This window comes from Bacteroides sp. AR29, assembly GCF_900217715.1.
Lineage (GTDB): Bacteria > Bacteroidota > Bacteroidia > Bacteroidales > Bacteroidaceae > Bacteroides > Bacteroides uniformis.
In genome coordinates, this window is sequence record NZ_OBMS01000028.1 from 1 (window position 1) to 17,664 (window position 17,664).

Here is a 17,664-nt window from a genome sequence, read left to right on the forward strand (position 1 = left end):
TGATGCCAAGGAACGACCCATCCTGCTCGATATAATAGAGGACCGACATGGGCGCAAGTCCATCATCATCACCTCGCAACTGCCAACGGACAATTGGTATGATGCAATCGGAGACCCTACAGTAGCAGATGCCATTATGGATCGTATTATACATACGGCGCACCGGATTGAGCTGACAGGAGAAAGTGTCCGTAAAATGGCTGCATACAGAGGGAAATAAACTAAAATAATAATAACCCCATCGGTCAAGACTTTTTAAGGGGGCATTGTTGAATGTTTTAAGGGGGCAGAATCGCTTGGTTTTAGGGGGCAGCTTACACTGGATTTTCCAGCTGCCATCAAAGCGGCTTTTGCTGTAGTAAAAGGGATGGTCGGCAACTTCTACACTGGTGGCTATACCAGTCCCGGTGACTGGGATCAGCCACAAGGCATCGTACATTCCAACGAGTTCGTCGCCAACCGTTTCGCTGTCGCCAACCCGAATCTGCGACCGATATTCGACGCCATTGACGTGGCACAGCGTAGCGGTAATGTTGGTAATCTGACAGCTGAAGACATAGCGGCTGTGACAGGTTCCGGAAAGAGTACACGTACCGTACCAGCCAAAGCACCCGCTGCCAGCGCCACAACGACGGCCAATGATCCGGCTATGGTGGCGATGCTGATAGAATGTACCCGCGTATTGCGGAAGCTTAAAAACAGGCTGGATGATCCGCTGGTAGCGGAAACTTATGTTACCGGCAAACGGGGTATCAACCAGGCTCAGAAAGAGTATCAGAAGTTGAACAACAATAAATCACGCAACAAGCAATGACAGAATTATACATTGACGGGCAATTGACCGCCCTTCCTGAAGGGTTCAACATCACGTTCACCTCCGAGAATCCGTATTTCACCCGCAGTTCCAATTACTCCTTGGACATAGAACTCCCCATGCCTGCTAATCATGCCATATTCAAGCACGTGAACAGACTGGATGTGACAAAAAAAAAGACTATCCTTCCGGCCACACTCATCGTTGACGCCAGATGCCTGCTTTACGGCAGTGCGGTTTTACTCTCAGTAGAAGATGCACTGGTTAAGGTACAGCTCGTATCGGGTAATGCGGAATTTAATCTGCTGACGAATGATGATCTGTATATTGACGAACTTGATTTAGGTACAATCAGTTGGCCGAACAACAATCAGAACCGTTTCCAGCCACCTGCCAATATGGTGAACTACTACGGTTCGGTGGACGACATTGAAGCTGTATGGTTGCCGGTGTTCTATCAGGAAGCCAAATGGGAGAACCTTCAGAACGATGCAATCTATGAGTTCGGCACGAACAATTTTACCCTTTGCCCCTATTATGGCCGTCGATGTGTACAACCATACCTTTTGACAGTCATCAAGAGAATAGTGGAGTATTTTGGCTATACGTTCGATACCTCCTTCTTTGATAACAATTTCTTGCGGAACGTTTATGTATGCAGCGCGGTAAGCAGCAACCGGGTGGCCGCCGCATTGCCGCACTGGACTGTTTCCGAATTCTTTGATGAACTGGAGAAATTCCTTTGTGCGGTTACAGTGGTCAACGAACGCACCAAAGTGGTGAGTCTCGTAGGGCTTAACGATTATTTTACAGAATCCGGAAAGGAGATTATTCCTGCATCCTCCCTGCTACGGGAGTTCACTGTGGATATTGAAGATGAAAAGAATGAGAAAGACTTGAGCACTGGCAATGTGGGCTACAATCTACCTTCCCATACGGATGACGGCTATCTGCGGATTGAAAGGGACATCATAGAAGCTGCATACAAACAAGAATATGATTCTTACGATGCAATGCTGGCCGCATACAACGGAATGGGTGACAGTGACAAGAAAAGTACAATCTTTATTGTTGGTAAACGGTATTATATCAACTACAATGAAAATGATAAGAATACGCTGCGTGAAGTCAATTTGTATGCGGATTTAATCCGTGACCCGGAATCGTCCGATGTAGAGACCTCACTCGGAATCGTCCCGGCTAAAATTATTCAGTTCAATGTCGGTGTGTATGGCTCTGTAGCTGATTACGATTTGTCCCGTCCGTACACCTCCATGGTATTGAACATACCCGCGGTGGGCTACCAGGCTACTGTTGCCAAGCAGGAGCGCTTCAATGTCCAGGAAGCCATAAACGGTGACGTGGAGCTGAAGGAGAAGCAGGAAAAAAACGGGCACATGGAAGTGGCTGTCAATACCGGTAAGTTCAACCGGCAGAACGTAACTTACAGCGGTCAGACACATGCCTATGATTATGCCTATCCTTTTACGGACTACCAGCAGAAGACCGGAGCACAGCTCACGGACTTCCTTCCGTATTCCCTAAGCTTGAACGATGTTTGTCCGGACAGTGTCGGACATCGGTTGTCGACACTCAGTCTGTTTCACTCCAATATCCCTTACACAATCCAGTTCCAAGCCAATAAGCTGCCAGATGTGAATAAGGTGTTTCTTATAGGCAACAAGCAGTATTTGTGCGAGAAGATTGAGACGGAAATAGATGTTGATGGATTAAGCAAGGTACTGAAGGGAACTTTTTACCGGATAGAATAATAATGTTAAAAAGACATCTGCCTTTCAAAAATAACTCCTTTTTCCCTTGCGTAATTACCAAAAGGTTATTATATTTGCACTGTCATTAAGAATCGCGATCTTTTTATGACTGAAGAAGAAGAGCTAAAGGCTCGGATTGAAGCTGCGAAAAAAGACCTCAGCTTCTTTTCCCTCTATTGGGATGACATTCAGAATACTGATTGGATTTCCGATGAGGAGCTTGAGGAAGGCATCAATGATTGTCTCGATGACTTGAATGATGCACAAGACAAGCTGAATGAAAACGGTAGCCCTCCTTGAGGGGGCTACTTTTTCTCTAACATATAATTTTTAGGCTTATGGACGTACAGAAAGAATTGGGAAAATGGAAGTCGGAATATGTAAAATGCAATACTCCGGAGGAATTGGCCGACCATAAAAAACGTTTCAGGGCTTTTCTGCAGACGCTTTCACCGGAAGATAAAAAAGCGTTTGTGCAGGCGTTCCAAGATGGTGCCAGGCAATCAATCAATGAAGCCCAAGCCATTGTGAAAACAGTAGAAATCAGGCAGACCTTAGAAAAAGTATTGCCTTTCGCTTCTATGTCGTATATTGCCCAGCACTATTTTGGCAGAACACGCCAATGGCTATATCAACGGATTAACGGAAGTGCGGTAAACGGCAAACCAGCCAACTTCACCGCTGATGAACTGAATACCCTATCTTTAGCTCTATCCGAGCTTGGCGACATAATGAAAGATACTTCTCGGTCTATCGCGAGGCCGTAAGGTTTTTAATGACAGAGGGGCTTCCACGGGTTGGAAGCCTTTTTTGTTTTCTATATATTGGTTCTATGAAATATAGGTTGTTAGAAATCTCCACTTTTCTTTTGTTTTATCAATGACTTATCTTACTTTTGCAATCAAGAAATAACTACAATAAAGACGTGGGGCATACGGATTTAATTGTAAAAGGTATAAATCGCGATTAATAGAGTTTACTTTGTAGCAACATGCCCCGTTGTGAAGAGTAAGCTCTATTTTTCTAGTCAAATGGAGTATTTCAATTTTGAAGATTTAGTAGGTGATTTAAAAAATCTGAATGAAGAACAGAAATATTGGATGGTACGTACCATGGGAGGTGCTTATTACGGAGAATTTATAAGAGGAAATTACATCGCCGTTGGGTACAATAATATATCATTAGGAGATTTACAACACTTACCAGAAACAGATAATGCAGCCAAAGAAGTTTTGAAAGCAATGTTTCATCACCGTTATCCTGATATAAGAAACTCCGGTTATCCCGTTGCTCAAATTCTACGATTTGCTCGTGATATACGACAAGGTGACGTTGTTATTATTCCATCGTCAGGCGCCAGTCATGTTGCAATTGGTATTATTGATGGAAATATGTATGAGGAAAACACACCCATAATTGATGATGAGCATCATTGTGATTTCAAAAAAAGAAGGCATATTAAATGGAAATATTTTGGTAGAAGAGCAACTCTTCCTCCTGCCCTACAATTAATGTTTACTTCCAGGCATATTTTATCCGATGTAAGTAATTACGCTTCTTATATAGACAGTGTAATTCACGATTGTTATGTCAAAGAAGATGTTATGAATTTAGTTCTAAAAATTCGGACTCAAAAAGAAGTATCTTTGGATGACTTTTGCGATTTAAAAGCTGTTTCATTGTTAATTGACGATTTTTGTCAAAATTACAATATTTCCTCAGAAGCTCCTTTGAACATGAAAGTTCAAATGGAATCTCCAGGATGGTTACGATTATCGACTAAAGGAATTGGGAAACTATTGCTTTTCGGTCTATTCACCACAATACTAACTGGCGGAGGAGTTAAATTCAATAAAAAGGATGGACTGGACATCTATACTAACGGTATCGGTGGAATAATCAATGATTATCTCGATAGGAAAGCTGATAGAGAATTAGTAAGAGCAGCTGCACGAGCAATGGACTCTCTACAAATAAAGACTCCTGAAGATATGCAACCAATAATTGAAATCTTAAATGCCAAAAACGAAGGTAGGCGTAATTATTGAACCGGCAAGTAGTAGAAGGGAATAAGCAATAAAGCAACCAAAATACCGATTATGATAATTCTATAATCGGTGTTTTTTTTGTATGTCCAATCCCATGTAACGAAACATACAATTCCTTGTATCAGCAGCATTGTACTGGTACTTATTACAAGAAATGTACTTGCAAATGCTAATATATTTCTCAGACAATCGAACATACAGATTATGATTATGCCGACAAATATAAGGCAAAAATAAATATCTCCGATATGTAGGTATGTTAAAAGCCCAATAGAGATACTGGAGAAACAAAAAATCTCCGCTTTTCTTTTGTCATTCCAAAAACAACCTCTATATTTGCAGTGATCTCCATTTGAAACAGGCGACGAGTAGTTCGCCAACCGATTGCCGTTGGCATTTTTTATGCCCATCGGTTATCTATATAGTTCCGACCCCCGTGTGGAGTGTTAATGCACCCACTGCCTGTTTCAGGTGGAGATCAACGGGAAAGCGGAACTTTCTTTTTTGAAGCATGTTTTCTTATTTTTTGGGTATTGAAAGTCTGCTTTCCCGTCATCCATTAACCATATTGTTTCATTTTAATTGATCTCCAAAATGAAAAAACAACCTCAAAGCGCTCGCGGACGCTATGTATCCGCAGAGAAGGTTCAAGAACTGTTTGCCCAGTTGGGTATTGAACTGTGCGCCGGACGTAAACGTATCCGTGCAGCACGTAGCGACAAATCCATTTCCATCTATGTCAATGGTGGGACAGTCAACATCACCTTTAATGAGAAAGGAGGCAAAGCATGATGTTCTTTGTTTACCATCTGCAGACCTATTCCCCAAAGAACCGGGCATGGAAAAAGGTTATTGATTATGTAGAGAAGTATAAAAACGTTCTTATCAAGGATGAACTTTCCCTGGATGCACTCAAGCATGAAATAGGCGATGTGGTTAACCGCATCAATGCCGAACACCCCAAGATGAAACGTATGAAATGTACTGCTACTCCTTTGGGACGTGACTGTACTATACGCATCGAGGCACATGTCATAAGTGGTGGATGCCCGGACACGGTATTCTTTCTCGATATTTGCAAGGTACGTTCCATTTATCAATTCAGTGAGAAGGCGAATATGCTGGAACAGAAAGGAGGTGAGAATGGATAATACTACCGTTAATGGAATTGTACTCAACGATTCCATATCTAATTGCTTATTGAAATTGCAAAATAATCGAGCAGCATCTCTTGCAGAATTGTTGGATGATAGTATCGGCTTTCTTCTTGAATACAGTGGTTATTTCTATGACAATTCAAAAACATTTTTGGATGTTTTAGCAACATTACATAATGCCCGTACCGAATTTTTAGGCCTTATCCCTAATCAGAAAGGAGGTGCCCAATGAAAAAGCCTATAGGATTCCGTTCTTATCAAAACGACGAAGAACCGGACAAACGAGACGAATTGGAGAAGCAACAAGCCGAGCGGCAGAAAGCCATAGCAAACTTCATCGGCCAGAACTATTCACCCATCGGTACCACTTCACAGAAATCTTACAAGACCACCGCTGAACTGGTATATGAGCTGTCGAACATTGTCGATGTCGCTCCGATGGCGCTGGCCAAACAACTGGCTGATGCCGGGTACCATGTAGAATATTTGGCAGGACAACCCTACTGGGTGATGTACGAGAGAGCATAAATTCGTGCGGCTGCACCTCATTTTGTACGAACTTGTACAAATCGGTGCAGCCGCATTTATTTGATAAATAAAACGTTATGAATCATCCGCACGATTGTACGGCTTTTGGCCCTTATTATAGGGTGAAGCTATTGAAACATTGCATGCCTTCCCGCTTGCTCTCATCCATGACGTGCGCATAAATCATCGTTTCCCGGATATTGCTATGTCCAAGCAATTTTTGCAGGCTGGATAAGTCTTTTGTTTTCCGGAGATAAATAGTTGCAAACGTATGTCTTCCTGTCTTGGCCGATATTTTTTTGTTAATCCCCAGTTCTTTGGCAATGGCCTTCAACTGTCGGTTAACGACCTGGTCACATTGAACGTTCCTGAACAGACGTCCTTCTTCCCTACCCTCTGCCCATTCTTCCAGAAGTTTTTCCGCAGGTACCGGCATCGGAATCTTTATCGGTTCCGGTTTACAGTTCCGGTTCTTCACACGGTAGTAAGTCAGCACATCATTGTTTACCTGCTCGATACAGAACATACGTGCATCCGTAATGTGCATGCTCGTGAAACACATGAAAAGGAAGAAGGCCAAGGTCAGCTGAAGCTTTTCCGGCAATGTTCTTTGATAGTATAATTGCACAAACTGCATCAGCTCCTCTTCTGTCAGATAGTCCACATCGCTTTTTATTCTTTTGATATGGAATTCCTGGAAAGGATTTTCTTCTATATAACCCTTTCTGTAGGCTGCAGTGACATATATCTTGATGGTGGACATATTACGTTGTGCGGTTATCTCCGTATTTCCAAGCTCCTTTTTCATGTAAATCAGGTAGTCAGTCAGATAATCCGGAGTAAGGTCCCGGAACTGTAACAGTTCATTATATGCCTTGAACTTTTTCATACAGCTCAGATGATGCTTGAACGTTCCCATCTCTATTCGCCGGCTGTAGGTTTTCATATGCTCCTTCACGAAATCATGGAAAGTCTTATAATCACTTGGATTGTTATACTCCCGCATGAAAATATCTTTTGTCAAAGCCTGGTTCCTCAGCCGGAACTTCACCAATATATCGTTGACACGTGCTTTCAGGTTACTCACAATAAGATTTATATCCTTTGCTTCCTTACTGTTTCCTTTGAGAAGTCCGCTTTTCTCGTCAAATTTAGCAGCAGGCACAGACACTTTGCAAGGAAGCATTAACTTTTCCTTACCGAGATAAAAGGTTATATATAGCGGAGCATTGCCCTCTTTGGTCAATCTCTGCTTGTTCTGGATGACTCTTACCGTACTCATTTTTGTTTTCTAAATTATTTCTACCCACCGGAAAAGTGGAACTACGGAAAGCTGTGTTTCTGCTATGTTACCTACTTTTTGCACAAATTCTGTCGAAATTGGCAAGGTAGTAAATCGTTGATACCCAGCTAAACGACGAAAGGCAAGCAGCCTTTTTATCGACTACTTGCCTTATCGTTGTGATTCCGTTGCGATTCGAACGCAAGACCCACGCCTTAGAAGGGCGTTGCTCTATCCAGCTGAGCTACGGAACCAGCCTTAATTGCGGTGCAAAGGTACGCTTTTTTACGAATATTGCAAATTTTTGTATCACCTTTTTTCGTTACCTATGTATAAAAGGCTCATTTGCTACATAAAAAGTAATGATTAGTTACCTTTACAAACAAGATACACGGTATTTATATACAGATGTATTAAAACATTTTGCAAATTATCAATGTTACTAATTATAAAAAGTAAAAATATGGAGGAATATTCAAGTAGGAAAAGTAGCATTGACCCGAAAATGAATGAAAGAGTAATAACAACTAAATTTTAAAGAGATGGAATGGGAAAATCAGTTGATACAAGAATTGCAATGGTCAAATAAAATCAGCAATAAGGCGAGTAAGGAATTGGTAGCCCAGGAGATTGCCGGACTGGCCAAAGACGGTGATGTCATAGGAGCAGGCTCCGGCTCTACCGTTTATCTCACTTTGTTTGCATTAGCTCAACGAGTTAAACAAGAATCTTTGCATATAGAAATCATTCCGGCATCTGCCGAAATTTCGATGACATGTATACAGCTTGGCCTGCCGCAAACTACTCTGTGGAATAAGCGTCCGGATTGGACATTCGACGGTGCAGACGAAGTGGATCCGCATAATAACCTCATCAAAGGACGTGGTGGAGCCATGTTTAAGGAGAAGCTCCTAATTAAAAGCAGTGGTAAGACTTACATCATTGTCGATGAGAGCAAGCTTGTCAGCAAACTGGGGAGCAAATACCCCATACCGGTGGAAGTATTTCCACATGCTCTCTCCCATGTGGAAAACGAGATACGCTTATTGGGAGCTTCAAAAATCAGCCTACGTCTTGCAGAAGGAAAAGACGGTCCGGTATTTACCGAAAGCGGTAATTTCATTCTTGACATTCATCTCAGCAACATTGTTCCTGATTTGGAACAGAAACTGAAAGCCATTACCGGGGTTATCGAAAGCGGGCTGTTCATTGGTTATGACATTACAGTCCTAATGGCAAACCGCTGATGTACCAAAGTACAAATAAGGCAGTCCATGCCAATAGAATGACTAAAGAATATCTCCAAGTATACTTCAGTAGTGAACCATAAGTGGATTGCCTATCATATTGCTGCATATAGGTCAAGACAAGTGGCATGTAGAACATAAAAGGTGTTATGGCATTTGTTGCACTGTCACCTATACGGAACGCACATTGGGTCATATCCGGCGAAATGCCCATACTTGCCAATACCGGAACAAAAATGAAAGACATAAAAGCCCATTTAGCTGTGGCAGATACCATAAAGAGATTGACCAGCGCCGTAAAAAGAATGAAGAGAATCAATATCCATAAACTACTCAAAGAGGCGGAGGACAGCAGATTAGCGCCTAAAATGGCAATGCACTTGTCCAAGTGGGAATATTCAAAACAAGCAAACATCTGTGAGGCAAAGAAAGCTATCACAAAATAAACGCCCAGCAGTTTCATCGGCTGCGTAAGTCCTTCTATCACATCACCGTCCGTACGGTATCGGCCGGAGGCAAAACCATAGACCATCCCCATCAAACCTATTCCAAACGAAAGCAAAAACAGAATACCAACTATAAACGGAGAACGAATCAACCCACCATTGACACTCCGCAATATCCCCCATGAAGAGAATGTAGCCCACAGAATAATGGCAATATACAGCAAGCCTGCAAATACAGCTCCCAACATAGCTCTCCGTTCCTTGCGGGACAGTTGTTTGTAGCCATTAAAATGAATATCCCCTGCATACATTCCCAAGTGCGGCAACAAGCTCCTGCGGGTAATATGATAAATGATGAATGCAAGCAGGAACGTGGAAACAAAGAGAAAATAATAATTGCACAGCGGTCCAGTCTGCCCCGGAGCAATATTCATCCTATCAGCCGCTTCTTGCGTTACAGAGGCAATCATGGGGTCTAATGTACTCAAAAACACATTAGCGCTATAGCCACAAGAGACTGAAACATAAGCTGTAATTATACCTCCAATGGGGTGCAGACCGACGGACTGGAACAAAGTTGCAGCTATCGGCAACAGAATGATATATCCTGCATCTCCCACTATATTGGACAACAGTCCTAAGACAATGACCAGCAGAATAATGCGCCAAGGATCACGTGGACGTCGTACCCCCCTGCGAATACATGCATCGATGAAACCCGAATGCTGTGCCACCCCTATTCCGAACATAGCCACAATCACCAGCCCTAACGGAGCGAATCCCGTAAAATTGGTTATGACATGGCGCAGCAGCCAGCGTATGCCCTCCGGACTCAGCAGGCTCTGCACCCGTATTTCTTCTCCAGTCTGCGGTTGCAGCACGCTCAGACCATAGACATCGAATATCCATGAAAGGAGGATGACTGCCAGCGTCAGCAGGAAGAACATCGTAGCGGGATGTGGCATTCGGAGTTTACTCATCGTCGGCTTCCAGATTGTCTATATTCAAGATTCGAAGTTCCAATGCACGCACCACCAGACGAGTGGCATTCACCCCCACCCGTTCACTAGGCGGGAAAAGACGGCCGACCAAGTCATTCTGCCGTTTCTCCAGCGACTTGACTCCAAAAGGCATTCCCCTAAGATTGGCAATCATTTCTTTGGTATAGCCCAGTGCCAAATGACGGAGGAAACGCTCGTCATACTCATCAATATCATAGCTTATGATTGCTTCCTGACGTTTTGCATCATTCAGGACAGATTTCTTGAAGCGTTCCACTATCTTCTCCAGTATCGGATAGTTAAAGACCAGCTTCTTGCCGTCCATCACTGCCTGCACATCGGTTTTGGTCAGCAACTCTCCGGTTTTCAGGATAATGCCGTCGGCACCGGCTTCAAGTACGTCCACCCATAACTTCTCATTCAATATTTCTCCCGTGAATATCAGCACATGTACTCCCGGATAACGCTTGAAGATATTCCGGCAGATGTCCACCCCGATTGTGGTCGAACCTCCCAATCCCAAGTCCAGCAGAACAAGATCCGGTACGCCGGCTTCAATCAATGTCCAGAACTCCTGCTCAGTCATAGCAGTACCTATTACCTCCGCATTGGGAATTTCATGGCGGAAAATCTCTTCCGTCCCTTTCAGCTCCAACTTGACATCTTCAACGATGATTACTTTAAATTTTTTGTCTTCCATATTTCATTTTTTCGGTAGCGTAAAATATATTGTAAAACCTCCTTCCTTTCCCGGTTCGGCATTGATACGGCATCCCCGGCGTCCGGCAAACTCGTCATGGTCGCGGATAATCTGCTTGCACACCAGATATTCCGTACCATACAGTTCTCCTTTCTCACCGGCCGTCATGCGGGACAAGTCGGGATAGAACAATTGGTTCAATTCTTCACGGGTCTTTTCCCTGCGCATATCTGTAAACAGAAAACGTATAAATTCCCCATCTTCCCGGGCCGACAGACAGACAGCTCCATCCAGAGTTACGGAGCAAGCCTCGTCTATCAGGTTTTCAAGCAGGAAACGCAACTGGTTCCAGTCACCGGTAATCCGTCCTTCCAACAGTTGTATCTTAAAATCAATATGCGCCTTGTTTCCCTTATACACTTTGCGGAAATATTTCCCGGCAGTAGCCATAAGTTCCGGCACAGATATTGTCGCACGCCTGAAAGTCACCTCTTCCAACTGGCGGGAAGCGCATGAACTGAGTGTCGTAAAGATACCTTTGTAATACTCTATCAATTCGCTGATGGCAACCACCGTTTCCCGCTCCTCCGCTTCTGTCTGTTTGCCGGACCGCAGTTTCCCTATCAGCTGCTTTATCTTGTTCGGATAATAAATCGTTTCATGCTTGATGGTCGAGAGACAATTATCCAGCACCATGTTCTGTACATGCAGCAAACTGTCTTCCCAGGAAGCTCGCCGGGCTTCATCTTGAGCCACTTCGATGTCCCGGTATTTCGTAGCCAACTTAACCACTGCATTGAAGATTACAATGGAGACATAACGGGCTATCAGTTCCAAAAGCAAATGGTCGGTCTCCTGCTCCGTACCTTCCCTGCGTTCCAGACACAGCACACCTATGCAACGACACATATTTCCCGCATCCACAACAAGCGGCAATGTTTGTATACCCTTTTCCGATATGTACTCTTGCTGCTCAAAGCAATTCTCCATATATTTCCTCCAGATAGGCAACTCGTCCACGGCGGTATCTTCCACTGGATTGGAAGTGTATTCCAGCTTATGTGTAGTCTCGTTGTATACAGCTATGCTTAACCGGTCGATACTCAAAAGTTCGTTCACTGCATCAAAAGCGGAACCTACAATCTGCCGCGGGATTTCCTTCAATGTATCCTCCTCACGCTGCAACATTTCCTCCGTATCCGAAACCGGCAACAAGGAGGCATTGAACACCTTTCCATTAATTTCCAGTACTTGCTCCAGATTCCAGCGGTTCACCAGACGTTTACGGAAGTAGAGTATGTAATATCCCAACAGCAATACGAACAGCAAAATCACCGCCAGCAAAATGCCCACCATCTTGTTGTTGGTGGAACGCTCCAGCTGCCGGCAATATTCTTCCAAGGATTGGTCTTCTCCCAACAGTTTGTACAAGGTGGTGTAGGCAGCATTATTATAACTATAGTCATCCCATTGCTTCAATGCAAGAAATGAGACTGCCGCTTCATTCCTGATATCCAGAATTACATGGAAATCCGAATTGAACATCTGGTTCCACCAATCCAGTTCCGCAGGCGTCCCGTCTCCGGTCAGCGTCATATAGCGATGTATAGGATGGGCGTATTGCTTGTAATGTTCGTTCAGGCAATACATTGCCGAATCTATGTATTGTAAAGCCAGTTCGTATTCTCCGTCCACATTGCAGTAATAAGCTTCATTGGCATAATCGGAGGCTTCGTCCAGCAAAGCTTCGTATTCATTCTGTGCAAGCAGTGCCAAAGAATCCGGCAACACCTCTCCGGAAGCAGTCTGTTCCACAGCATGCCGGCAGGATGACATGCACAAAAACAACACGACGAGCAACACCGACACAGACTTACGGATACCGGCAGGCAGACGGAAATAAAAACGGCTGCCTTTTCCCAGCCCGCTCTCCACATTGAACAGACAGACCTTGAACAAATCATTCGTCTTGCGATATTTTTCAATGATGCCCTTACAGTTCATCAGTCCAAAGCCACTTCCTTTGTTCTTCCTCAATTCCTCCTTGTCGGGAGCGTCACTCATACCGATGGCTTTTGAGTCATATACTTTTTCTCCCACGATGCGAGCTACATCTTCCGGTGACAATCCACAACCATTATCCTCTACCGAGATTTCCACGTAATCCTCCTCCTGCCGTGCATATACTTTCACCATACCGCCCTGAGGGGTATATTTACGGGCATTCTCTGCCAGTGTATTTATCATAAACAATGTAAGGGCTTTGTCTGCCTTCACCCGGATATCCGTAGGCTGCACCTCCAACGACTGTCTCTTCATCTCGAATGTACGGCTTCCTTTCCTGAGCAGCTCGAAAAGTTCATTCAATTCGAACGTCTCTATGTTCAGGCTAAGGCTTCCTTGCTTCATCTTTATCCAAAGGGCAAGAATATCATTGTATTCGTTGATGGTAGTAACCAACTCGTCGATATACTGGTATTTCTCCTCCTTTATCCGTTCCTCTTTGATGAATCCTTTTTGAGTCAGTTTCTGCACTTCGTTGATGATACGGTCTATGTACGGATGAATCCCGTTGACAATAGCCATACATGCTTTCTTTATCAGATTTTGCCGTTTGTTCCCCGCGATGTGCTGCTCGTAAATGTAGCGTTGCTTTTCCAGTCTGCGGCGCTCATCCCCAAGGGAGATGGACGTCATGCCGTTGTCGATTGCCCATTGGATATAGGGGGTTATCACCCGTACCATCGCCTGCTCATCCTTGCTCATCCGACGCGGGAACACTAATTGCCCGTTGTCTATGCGGATGTCCTTCACTCCAAACAGCTTTTCCAATTCCGGGCAGACAGCCGTCCGGATAGAGTCGATGATTTCCTCCTCAGTCTGTGCATCTGCCGGAATGGATGCCGTTATCTTCTGACAGATATCCAGCATCAGCTGCAGACGGCGGAGATGCACTCTGTTCCGGTCTTTGGAACGCTTGTTGAAAAACCAGAAAAAGAGGGATACAAGCACGAAGCCCACAATGACCAGTGACAACACGACGTTGAGCTGCCCCGCCTCCTTTTCCAATGCTTGATAGCGGCTTTCCAGCTCTTTATCCTGGCGTGTATCTTCAAGGATATCCAGGTAAATATTGCGGTTATAGTCTGATTTTTCTTTCATCCCGAGTCCTGCATACGAAACGCTCAACTGTTCACGAATACGTGAAATCCACTCGGGCACGGTTTTCAGTTTCTGCTCCATCCATGCCTTCTCCGCACAAATCGTATCTCGACGGTCAAATGCTTTCAGCCAGTCCAAACTATCGTGGCAGTCATAGAAAAGGCGGTGATGGTCATTTACACATTCCAGAGCAAGTTTTAGCGTGTCAAGAGCTTCTGTATAGTGACTGTGGGCATTCAGGTATTTGCCGATAGATACATATGCACCTGCTATCTGATACAAATCCTTGTATTGGCTGAATTTTTGCAATGCCAACTGCCCCAGACGCATGGGAAGCAGCGAATCTACCGGTACTCCAAAACGTGTCAAGGCATGGGAGCGGCGGTCTTGAAAAAATGCGTAATTATCCGGTGAAGCCATCAAGTTGGCAAGTCCCTGCACTCCATTGCCCTCAAAGTAAAGATAGCCCTTGCGCGAAGCCAACTGCCATGCGGTATAGAGCTCATCAAATTCTCTCAGTCTTCGCTCATCCGGTGTCTCACCCTCGCATAAGGCAGCAGAACCTTTGATGTAGTGATAATACAACAGCTGATTGGTATCTGCCAGCAACTCTTGTTTTTTAGTAACTTCATTAATAGAGGCTACAGCTTCCGGACGCTGTTGCAAATAATAATAATACACAGCAGATACAATATAAAATTCCGAACGGGCATAATTCAAACGCATTTGCTCGTGTTGGTCCACAAACAGATTGTCATCCTCCGCTATTCTTTTCATACGGTGCAAGGCACTATTGCGATAATCGTAGAACTCCTTGTTCAACGCCGTCCGCTGATAAATCTTCATCAAACCGATGTCGGCAATAAGGAGTTCCAGTTCATTCTTGGTCAGATTATAGACATCCATATGAAACTTTTCGGCCTGCTCAAAATCCATGCGCATAAAAGCACAAAAGCCCAGATTATTGGATGCTTCCGCTTTTCCTTGTTTATAGAGGCTGACTTCACGGTAGGCCCTTGATGCCGCATGGCAGGATGAATCCAGGTTTTTATAACGAAAAGCATAAGCCACCTGGTTTAGAGAGTCGATAAGGCGTACTTCCTTCATGGGTGCCGTTCCCACACACGAAACCATTGTTGTACAAAGGCACAACAACCCCGCAAACCATATAAAAGAAAGTCGTTTCATAAAGCAAAGCTACGAATAAATCCGGGAAAGAAAAATAATTTTTATACAATAACTCTTGTTTTATGTAACGGGAAATTCCTACCTTTGCATGCAAATTAACAAATAGGTAACATCTATTACACAAATGAGCGAAAAAGCACCCTTTATGGTATTCTCCGGAACAAATTCGAGATACCTTGCAGAGAAAATCTGCGCTAGCCTTGATTGCCCTCTGGGAAAGATGAACATCACCCATTTTGCAGATGGTGAGTTTGCAGTCTCTTATGAGGAATCTATCCGTGGCTCGCATGTATTCCTGGTTCAATCAACCTTCCCTAATTCTGACAACTTGATGGAACTTCTGCTGATGGTTGATGCTGCTAAAAGAGCATCGGCAAAAAGCGTTGTAGCCGTTATCCCTTACTTCGGTTGGGCACGTCAGGACAGAAAAGACAAACCCCGTGTTTCCATCGGCGCCAAGCTGGTGGCCGACCTGCTCTCTGTTGCAGGTATCGACCGTCTGATTACGATGGACCTTCATGCAGACCAGATTCAAGGTTTCTTCAATATTCCGGTGGATCATTTGTATGCATCAGCAGTATTCCTCCCCTATATTGAATCCTTGAAACTGGAAGACTTGGTAATCGCCACCCCGGATGTCGGCGGTTCAAAACGCGCCAGCACATTCTCCAAATACCTCGGTGTACCCCTGGTATTGTGCAACAAGACACGCGAAAAAGCAAACGTGGTTGCCACCATGCAAATCATCGGTGATGTAAAAGACAAGAATGTAGTATTGGTAGACGATATTGTAGATACAGCAGGAACCATTACCAAGGCTGCCAACATCATGCTGGAAGCAGGAGCCAAATCTGTCCGTGCCATTGCCAGCCACTGCGTAATGTCCGACCCTGCTTCTTTCCGTGTACAAGAATCCGCACTAACGGAAATGGTATTTACTGATAGTATCCCCTACTCTAAAAAATGTGACAAGGTTAAACAGTTGAGCATTGCCGATATGTTCGCCGAAACCATCAAGCGGGTGATGAACAATGAATCAATCAGTTCACAATACATTATCTAACCGCGGAGCGGTTAGAAATTAAAAATTAAAGGCTGCGCGGTTCTGAAGTGAACATTGCGCAGCCTTTAATTTTTAATTTCTAATTTTTAATTCTAATTCTCCAGCCTTCCCATCTTGTAGGTTCCTTTTCGTATCACCTTTCCGTTCTTGTCTGTTTCTACAAACGGACCGTGTTTCTTGCCTTGTTTGAAGAAGCCTTCATAACGGTTTCCGTTCTTGTCCTCCTGGATACCGCTACCTTCTTCCATACCGTTCACAAAACCGCCTTTATATTTGGTTCCATCGGTCTGAATCAGGGTACCTTGGCCGTTGAACTTATTGTCTTTCCATTCACCTTCGTAAGAGTCACCTACATTCCATTTGTAAGTACCGTATCCGTCACGTTGGTTATCTTTCCAATTACCTTCGTAAACGGCGCCGCTTGCCCACGTAAATGTGCCGTGGCCTTCCTGCTTTCCATCCTTGAAGCTGCCCACATACTTGTTGCCGCTGGCATGGTAATAAATGCCCTCTCCGGTACGTTCACCTTGAACATAAGAACCTTCGTAACGGTCGCCGGTATGGAAAAAGTAAATACCTTTGCCATGCTGCATGTCGTCCTTCCAGTCACCTACATATTTGTCGCCGTTGGCATATTCAAAAGTTCCTTTACCGTCCCGGACATCATTTTTCCACTCCCCGTCATATTTGGAACCGTCATTCCAGGTCAGTGTTCCTTTGCCGTCTTTCTTGTCATTCTTCCACGAGCCTACATACTTGGAACCGTTCTTCCAGGTATACGTTCCTTGGCCTTCGCGTTTATCATTCACCCAGTCGCCCTCATAAATATCACCATTGTAATAGTACATGGTTCCTTTACCGTGCTGGTAATCCTGAAACCACATGCCGTCATAACGGTTGTTATTCATAAAATAGTAGATACCCCTGCCATGCTGCTGGTCTTGAAACCATTGCCCCTCATACTTTTCACCGTCGGGAAACATATATGTACCGTAGCCTTCACGCTTGCCCTTCACATACTCACCCTCGTAGACGTCGCCGTTCTTGAAAACGGTCTTCCCCTTTCCATTGGGCTTGCGGCCTTTTATTTCACCGGTATAGACGGCCCCGTTATCTTTGAACGTATAGGTACCTATCTTTATCTCCGAAGAGAATGTACTTTTCACTTTATCGAAAAAGCCGCTTTTTTTTTCCTGGGCAGTGGCTCCACCTTGGCATAAGAAAGCCAGAATGAGTGCAGTATATAGATATTTCAT

17 protein-coding genes and 1 tRNA gene are annotated in these 17,664 nt (G+C 44.2%); 12 read left to right on the forward strand and 6 right to left on the reverse strand.

Features of this window, described 5'->3' with window-relative positions; translation table 11 throughout:
- The 10 genes from CSD97_RS16210 to CSD97_RS16260 all read left to right on the forward strand — a co-directional run.
- Positions 1 to 220 (forward strand): ATP-binding protein (locus CSD97_RS16210; protein WP_159461939.1); only part of this gene is annotated, 220 nt, incomplete at its 5' end.
- A 147-nt stretch (positions 221 to 367) separates the two neighbouring features.
- The gene (locus CSD97_RS16215) at positions 368 to 814 is read left to right on the forward strand and encodes a hypothetical protein (RefSeq protein WP_244284045.1); all 447 of its coding nucleotides are present in this window, start codon (positions 368 to 370) and stop codon (positions 812 to 814) included.
- The gene (locus tag CSD97_RS16220) at positions 811 to 2,586 is read left to right on the forward strand and encodes a hypothetical protein (RefSeq protein WP_098032720.1); all 1,776 of its coding nucleotides are present in this window, start codon (positions 811 to 813) and stop codon (positions 2,584 to 2,586) included. The genes CSD97_RS16215 and CSD97_RS16220 overlap by 4 nt, the downstream gene beginning before the upstream one ends.
- A 105-nt stretch (positions 2,587 to 2,691) precedes the next feature.
- Positions 2,692 to 2,886: a hypothetical protein gene (locus tag CSD97_RS16225; RefSeq protein WP_005837025.1), complete on the forward strand. Its 195-nt coding sequence runs from the start codon at positions 2,692 to 2,694 to the stop codon at positions 2,884 to 2,886.
- A gap of 38 nt (positions 2,887 to 2,924) precedes the next feature.
- Complete coding sequence (locus CSD97_RS16230) at positions 2,925 to 3,353, forward strand: DUF5053 domain-containing protein (RefSeq protein WP_035449769.1); 429 nt, start codon at positions 2,925 to 2,927, stop codon at positions 3,351 to 3,353.
- Between the two features lie 234 nt (positions 3,354 to 3,587).
- The gene (locus CSD97_RS16235) at positions 3,588 to 4,634 is read left to right on the forward strand and encodes a hypothetical protein (RefSeq protein WP_159461940.1); all 1,047 of its coding nucleotides are present in this window, start codon (positions 3,588 to 3,590) and stop codon (positions 4,632 to 4,634) included.
- Between the two features lie 594 nt (positions 4,635 to 5,228).
- Entirely contained in the window at positions 5,229 to 5,426 is a 198-nt protein-coding gene (locus tag CSD97_RS16245) for a hypothetical protein (protein ID WP_244284046.1), read from the forward strand.
- Complete coding sequence (locus tag CSD97_RS16250) at positions 5,423 to 5,785, forward strand: hypothetical protein (RefSeq protein ID WP_098032724.1); 363 nt, start codon at positions 5,423 to 5,425, stop codon at positions 5,783 to 5,785. Before CSD97_RS16245 ends, CSD97_RS16250 begins: the two co-directional genes overlap by 4 nt.
- Positions 5,778 to 6,023 carry a hypothetical protein gene (locus CSD97_RS16255; RefSeq protein ID WP_005837015.1) on the forward strand — a complete coding sequence of 82 codons (246 nt, stop codon included), beginning with the start codon at positions 5,778 to 5,780 and terminating at the stop codon, positions 6,021 to 6,023. The genes CSD97_RS16250 and CSD97_RS16255 overlap by 8 nt, the downstream gene beginning before the upstream one ends.
- Complete coding sequence (locus tag CSD97_RS16260; RefSeq protein WP_098032725.1) at positions 6,020 to 6,319, forward strand: hypothetical protein; 300 nt, start codon at positions 6,020 to 6,022, stop codon at positions 6,317 to 6,319. Before CSD97_RS16255 ends, CSD97_RS16260 begins: the two co-directional genes overlap by 4 nt.
- Before the next feature lie 115 nt (positions 6,320 to 6,434).
- Here the strand turns inward: CSD97_RS16260 and CSD97_RS16265 are convergent, their stop codons facing one another.
- Both CSD97_RS16265 and CSD97_RS16270 read right to left on the reverse strand, forming a co-directional pair.
- Positions 6,435 to 7,601 carry a site-specific integrase gene (locus tag CSD97_RS16265; protein ID WP_098032726.1) on the reverse strand — a complete coding sequence of 389 codons (1,167 nt, stop codon included), beginning with the start codon at positions 7,599 to 7,601 and terminating at the stop codon, positions 6,435 to 6,437.
- A 180-nt stretch (positions 7,602 to 7,781) separates the two neighbouring features.
- Positions 7,782 to 7,855 (reverse strand) — tRNA-Arg (locus tag CSD97_RS16270).
- A gap of 288 nt (positions 7,856 to 8,143) precedes the next feature.
- On the opposite strand from CSD97_RS16270, the gene rpiA reads away from it, so the two are divergent.
- Complete coding sequence (gene rpiA / locus CSD97_RS16275; RefSeq protein WP_005829061.1) at positions 8,144 to 8,848, forward strand: ribose 5-phosphate isomerase A; 705 nt, start codon at positions 8,144 to 8,146, stop codon at positions 8,846 to 8,848.
- On the opposite strand, the gene CSD97_RS16280 is transcribed toward rpiA, so the two are convergent.
- Genes CSD97_RS16280 through CSD97_RS16290 form a run of 3 tightly spaced genes read right to left on the reverse strand, consistent with a single transcriptional unit; the run spans position 8,823 to position 15,345 of the window.
- The gene (locus tag CSD97_RS16280; RefSeq protein WP_129643452.1) at positions 8,823 to 10,274 is read right to left on the reverse strand and encodes an AbgT family transporter; all 1,452 of its coding nucleotides are present in this window, start codon (positions 10,272 to 10,274) and stop codon (positions 8,823 to 8,825) included. The genes rpiA and CSD97_RS16280 overlap by 26 nt on opposite strands.
- On the reverse strand, positions 10,267 to 10,995 hold the full coding sequence (locus CSD97_RS16285) for a DUF5932 domain-containing protein (RefSeq protein WP_005829066.1): 729 nt from the start codon (positions 10,993 to 10,995) through the stop codon (positions 10,267 to 10,269). The genes CSD97_RS16280 and CSD97_RS16285 overlap by 8 nt, the downstream gene beginning before the upstream one ends.
- Before the next feature lie 3 nt (positions 10,996 to 10,998).
- Entirely contained in the window at positions 10,999 to 15,345 is a 4,347-nt protein-coding gene (locus CSD97_RS16290; protein WP_008663579.1) for a DUF5113 domain-containing protein, read from the reverse strand.
- Positions 15,346 to 15,469: 124 nt separating this feature from the next.
- Here CSD97_RS16290 and CSD97_RS16295 point away from each other — a divergent pair, with 124 nt between their 5' ends.
- On the forward strand, positions 15,470 to 16,408 hold the full coding sequence (locus CSD97_RS16295) for a ribose-phosphate pyrophosphokinase (protein WP_005829068.1): 939 nt from the start codon (positions 15,470 to 15,472) through the stop codon (positions 16,406 to 16,408).
- Between the two features lie 92 nt (positions 16,409 to 16,500).
- Here the strand turns inward: CSD97_RS16295 and CSD97_RS16300 are convergent, their stop codons facing one another.
- Positions 16,501 to 17,664, reverse strand: a complete 1,164-nt coding sequence (locus CSD97_RS16300) for a phosphatidylinositol-4-phosphate 5-kinase (protein ID WP_005829069.1) — start codon at positions 17,662 to 17,664, stop codon at positions 16,501 to 16,503.

Coding starts and splice junctions, on each gene's coding strand:
- CSD97_RS16215 (WP_244284045.1), top strand. CDS start 368: ATGGTCGGCAACTTCTACACTGGTGGCTATACCAGTCCCGGTGACTGG.
- CSD97_RS16220 (WP_098032720.1), top strand. CDS start 811: ATGACAGAATTATACATTGACGGGCAATTGACCGCCCTTCCTGAAGGG.
- CSD97_RS16225 (WP_005837025.1), top strand. CDS start 2,692: ATGACTGAAGAAGAAGAGCTAAAGGCTCGGATTGAAGCTGCGAAAAAA.
- CSD97_RS16230 (WP_035449769.1), top strand. CDS start 2,925: ATGGACGTACAGAAAGAATTGGGAAAATGGAAGTCGGAATATGTAAAA.
- CSD97_RS16245 (WP_244284046.1), top strand. CDS start 5,229: ATGAAAAAACAACCTCAAAGCGCTCGCGGACGCTATGTATCCGCAGAG.
- CSD97_RS16250 (WP_098032724.1), top strand. CDS start 5,423: ATGATGTTCTTTGTTTACCATCTGCAGACCTATTCCCCAAAGAACCGG.
- CSD97_RS16255 (WP_005837015.1), top strand. CDS start 5,778: ATGGATAATACTACCGTTAATGGAATTGTACTCAACGATTCCATATCT.
- CSD97_RS16260 (WP_098032725.1), top strand. CDS start 6,020: ATGAAAAAGCCTATAGGATTCCGTTCTTATCAAAACGACGAAGAACCG.
- CSD97_RS16265 (WP_098032726.1), bottom strand. CDS start 7,601: ATGAGTACGGTAAGAGTCATCCAGAACAAGCAGAGATTGACCAAAGAG.
- rpiA (WP_005829061.1), top strand. CDS start 8,144: ATGGAATGGGAAAATCAGTTGATACAAGAATTGCAATGGTCAAATAAA.
- CSD97_RS16280 (WP_129643452.1), bottom strand. CDS start 10,274: ATGAGTAAACTCCGAATGCCACATCCCGCTACGATGTTCTTCCTGCTG.
- CSD97_RS16285 (WP_005829066.1), bottom strand. CDS start 10,995: ATGGAAGACAAAAAATTTAAAGTAATCATCGTTGAAGATGTCAAGTTG.
- CSD97_RS16290 (WP_008663579.1), bottom strand. CDS start 15,345: ATGAAACGACTTTCTTTTATATGGTTTGCGGGGTTGTTGTGCCTTTGT.
- CSD97_RS16295 (WP_005829068.1), top strand. CDS start 15,470: ATGAGCGAAAAAGCACCCTTTATGGTATTCTCCGGAACAAATTCGAGA.
- CSD97_RS16300 (WP_005829069.1), bottom strand. CDS start 17,664: ATGAAATATCTATATACTGCACTCATTCTGGCTTTCTTATGCCAAGGT.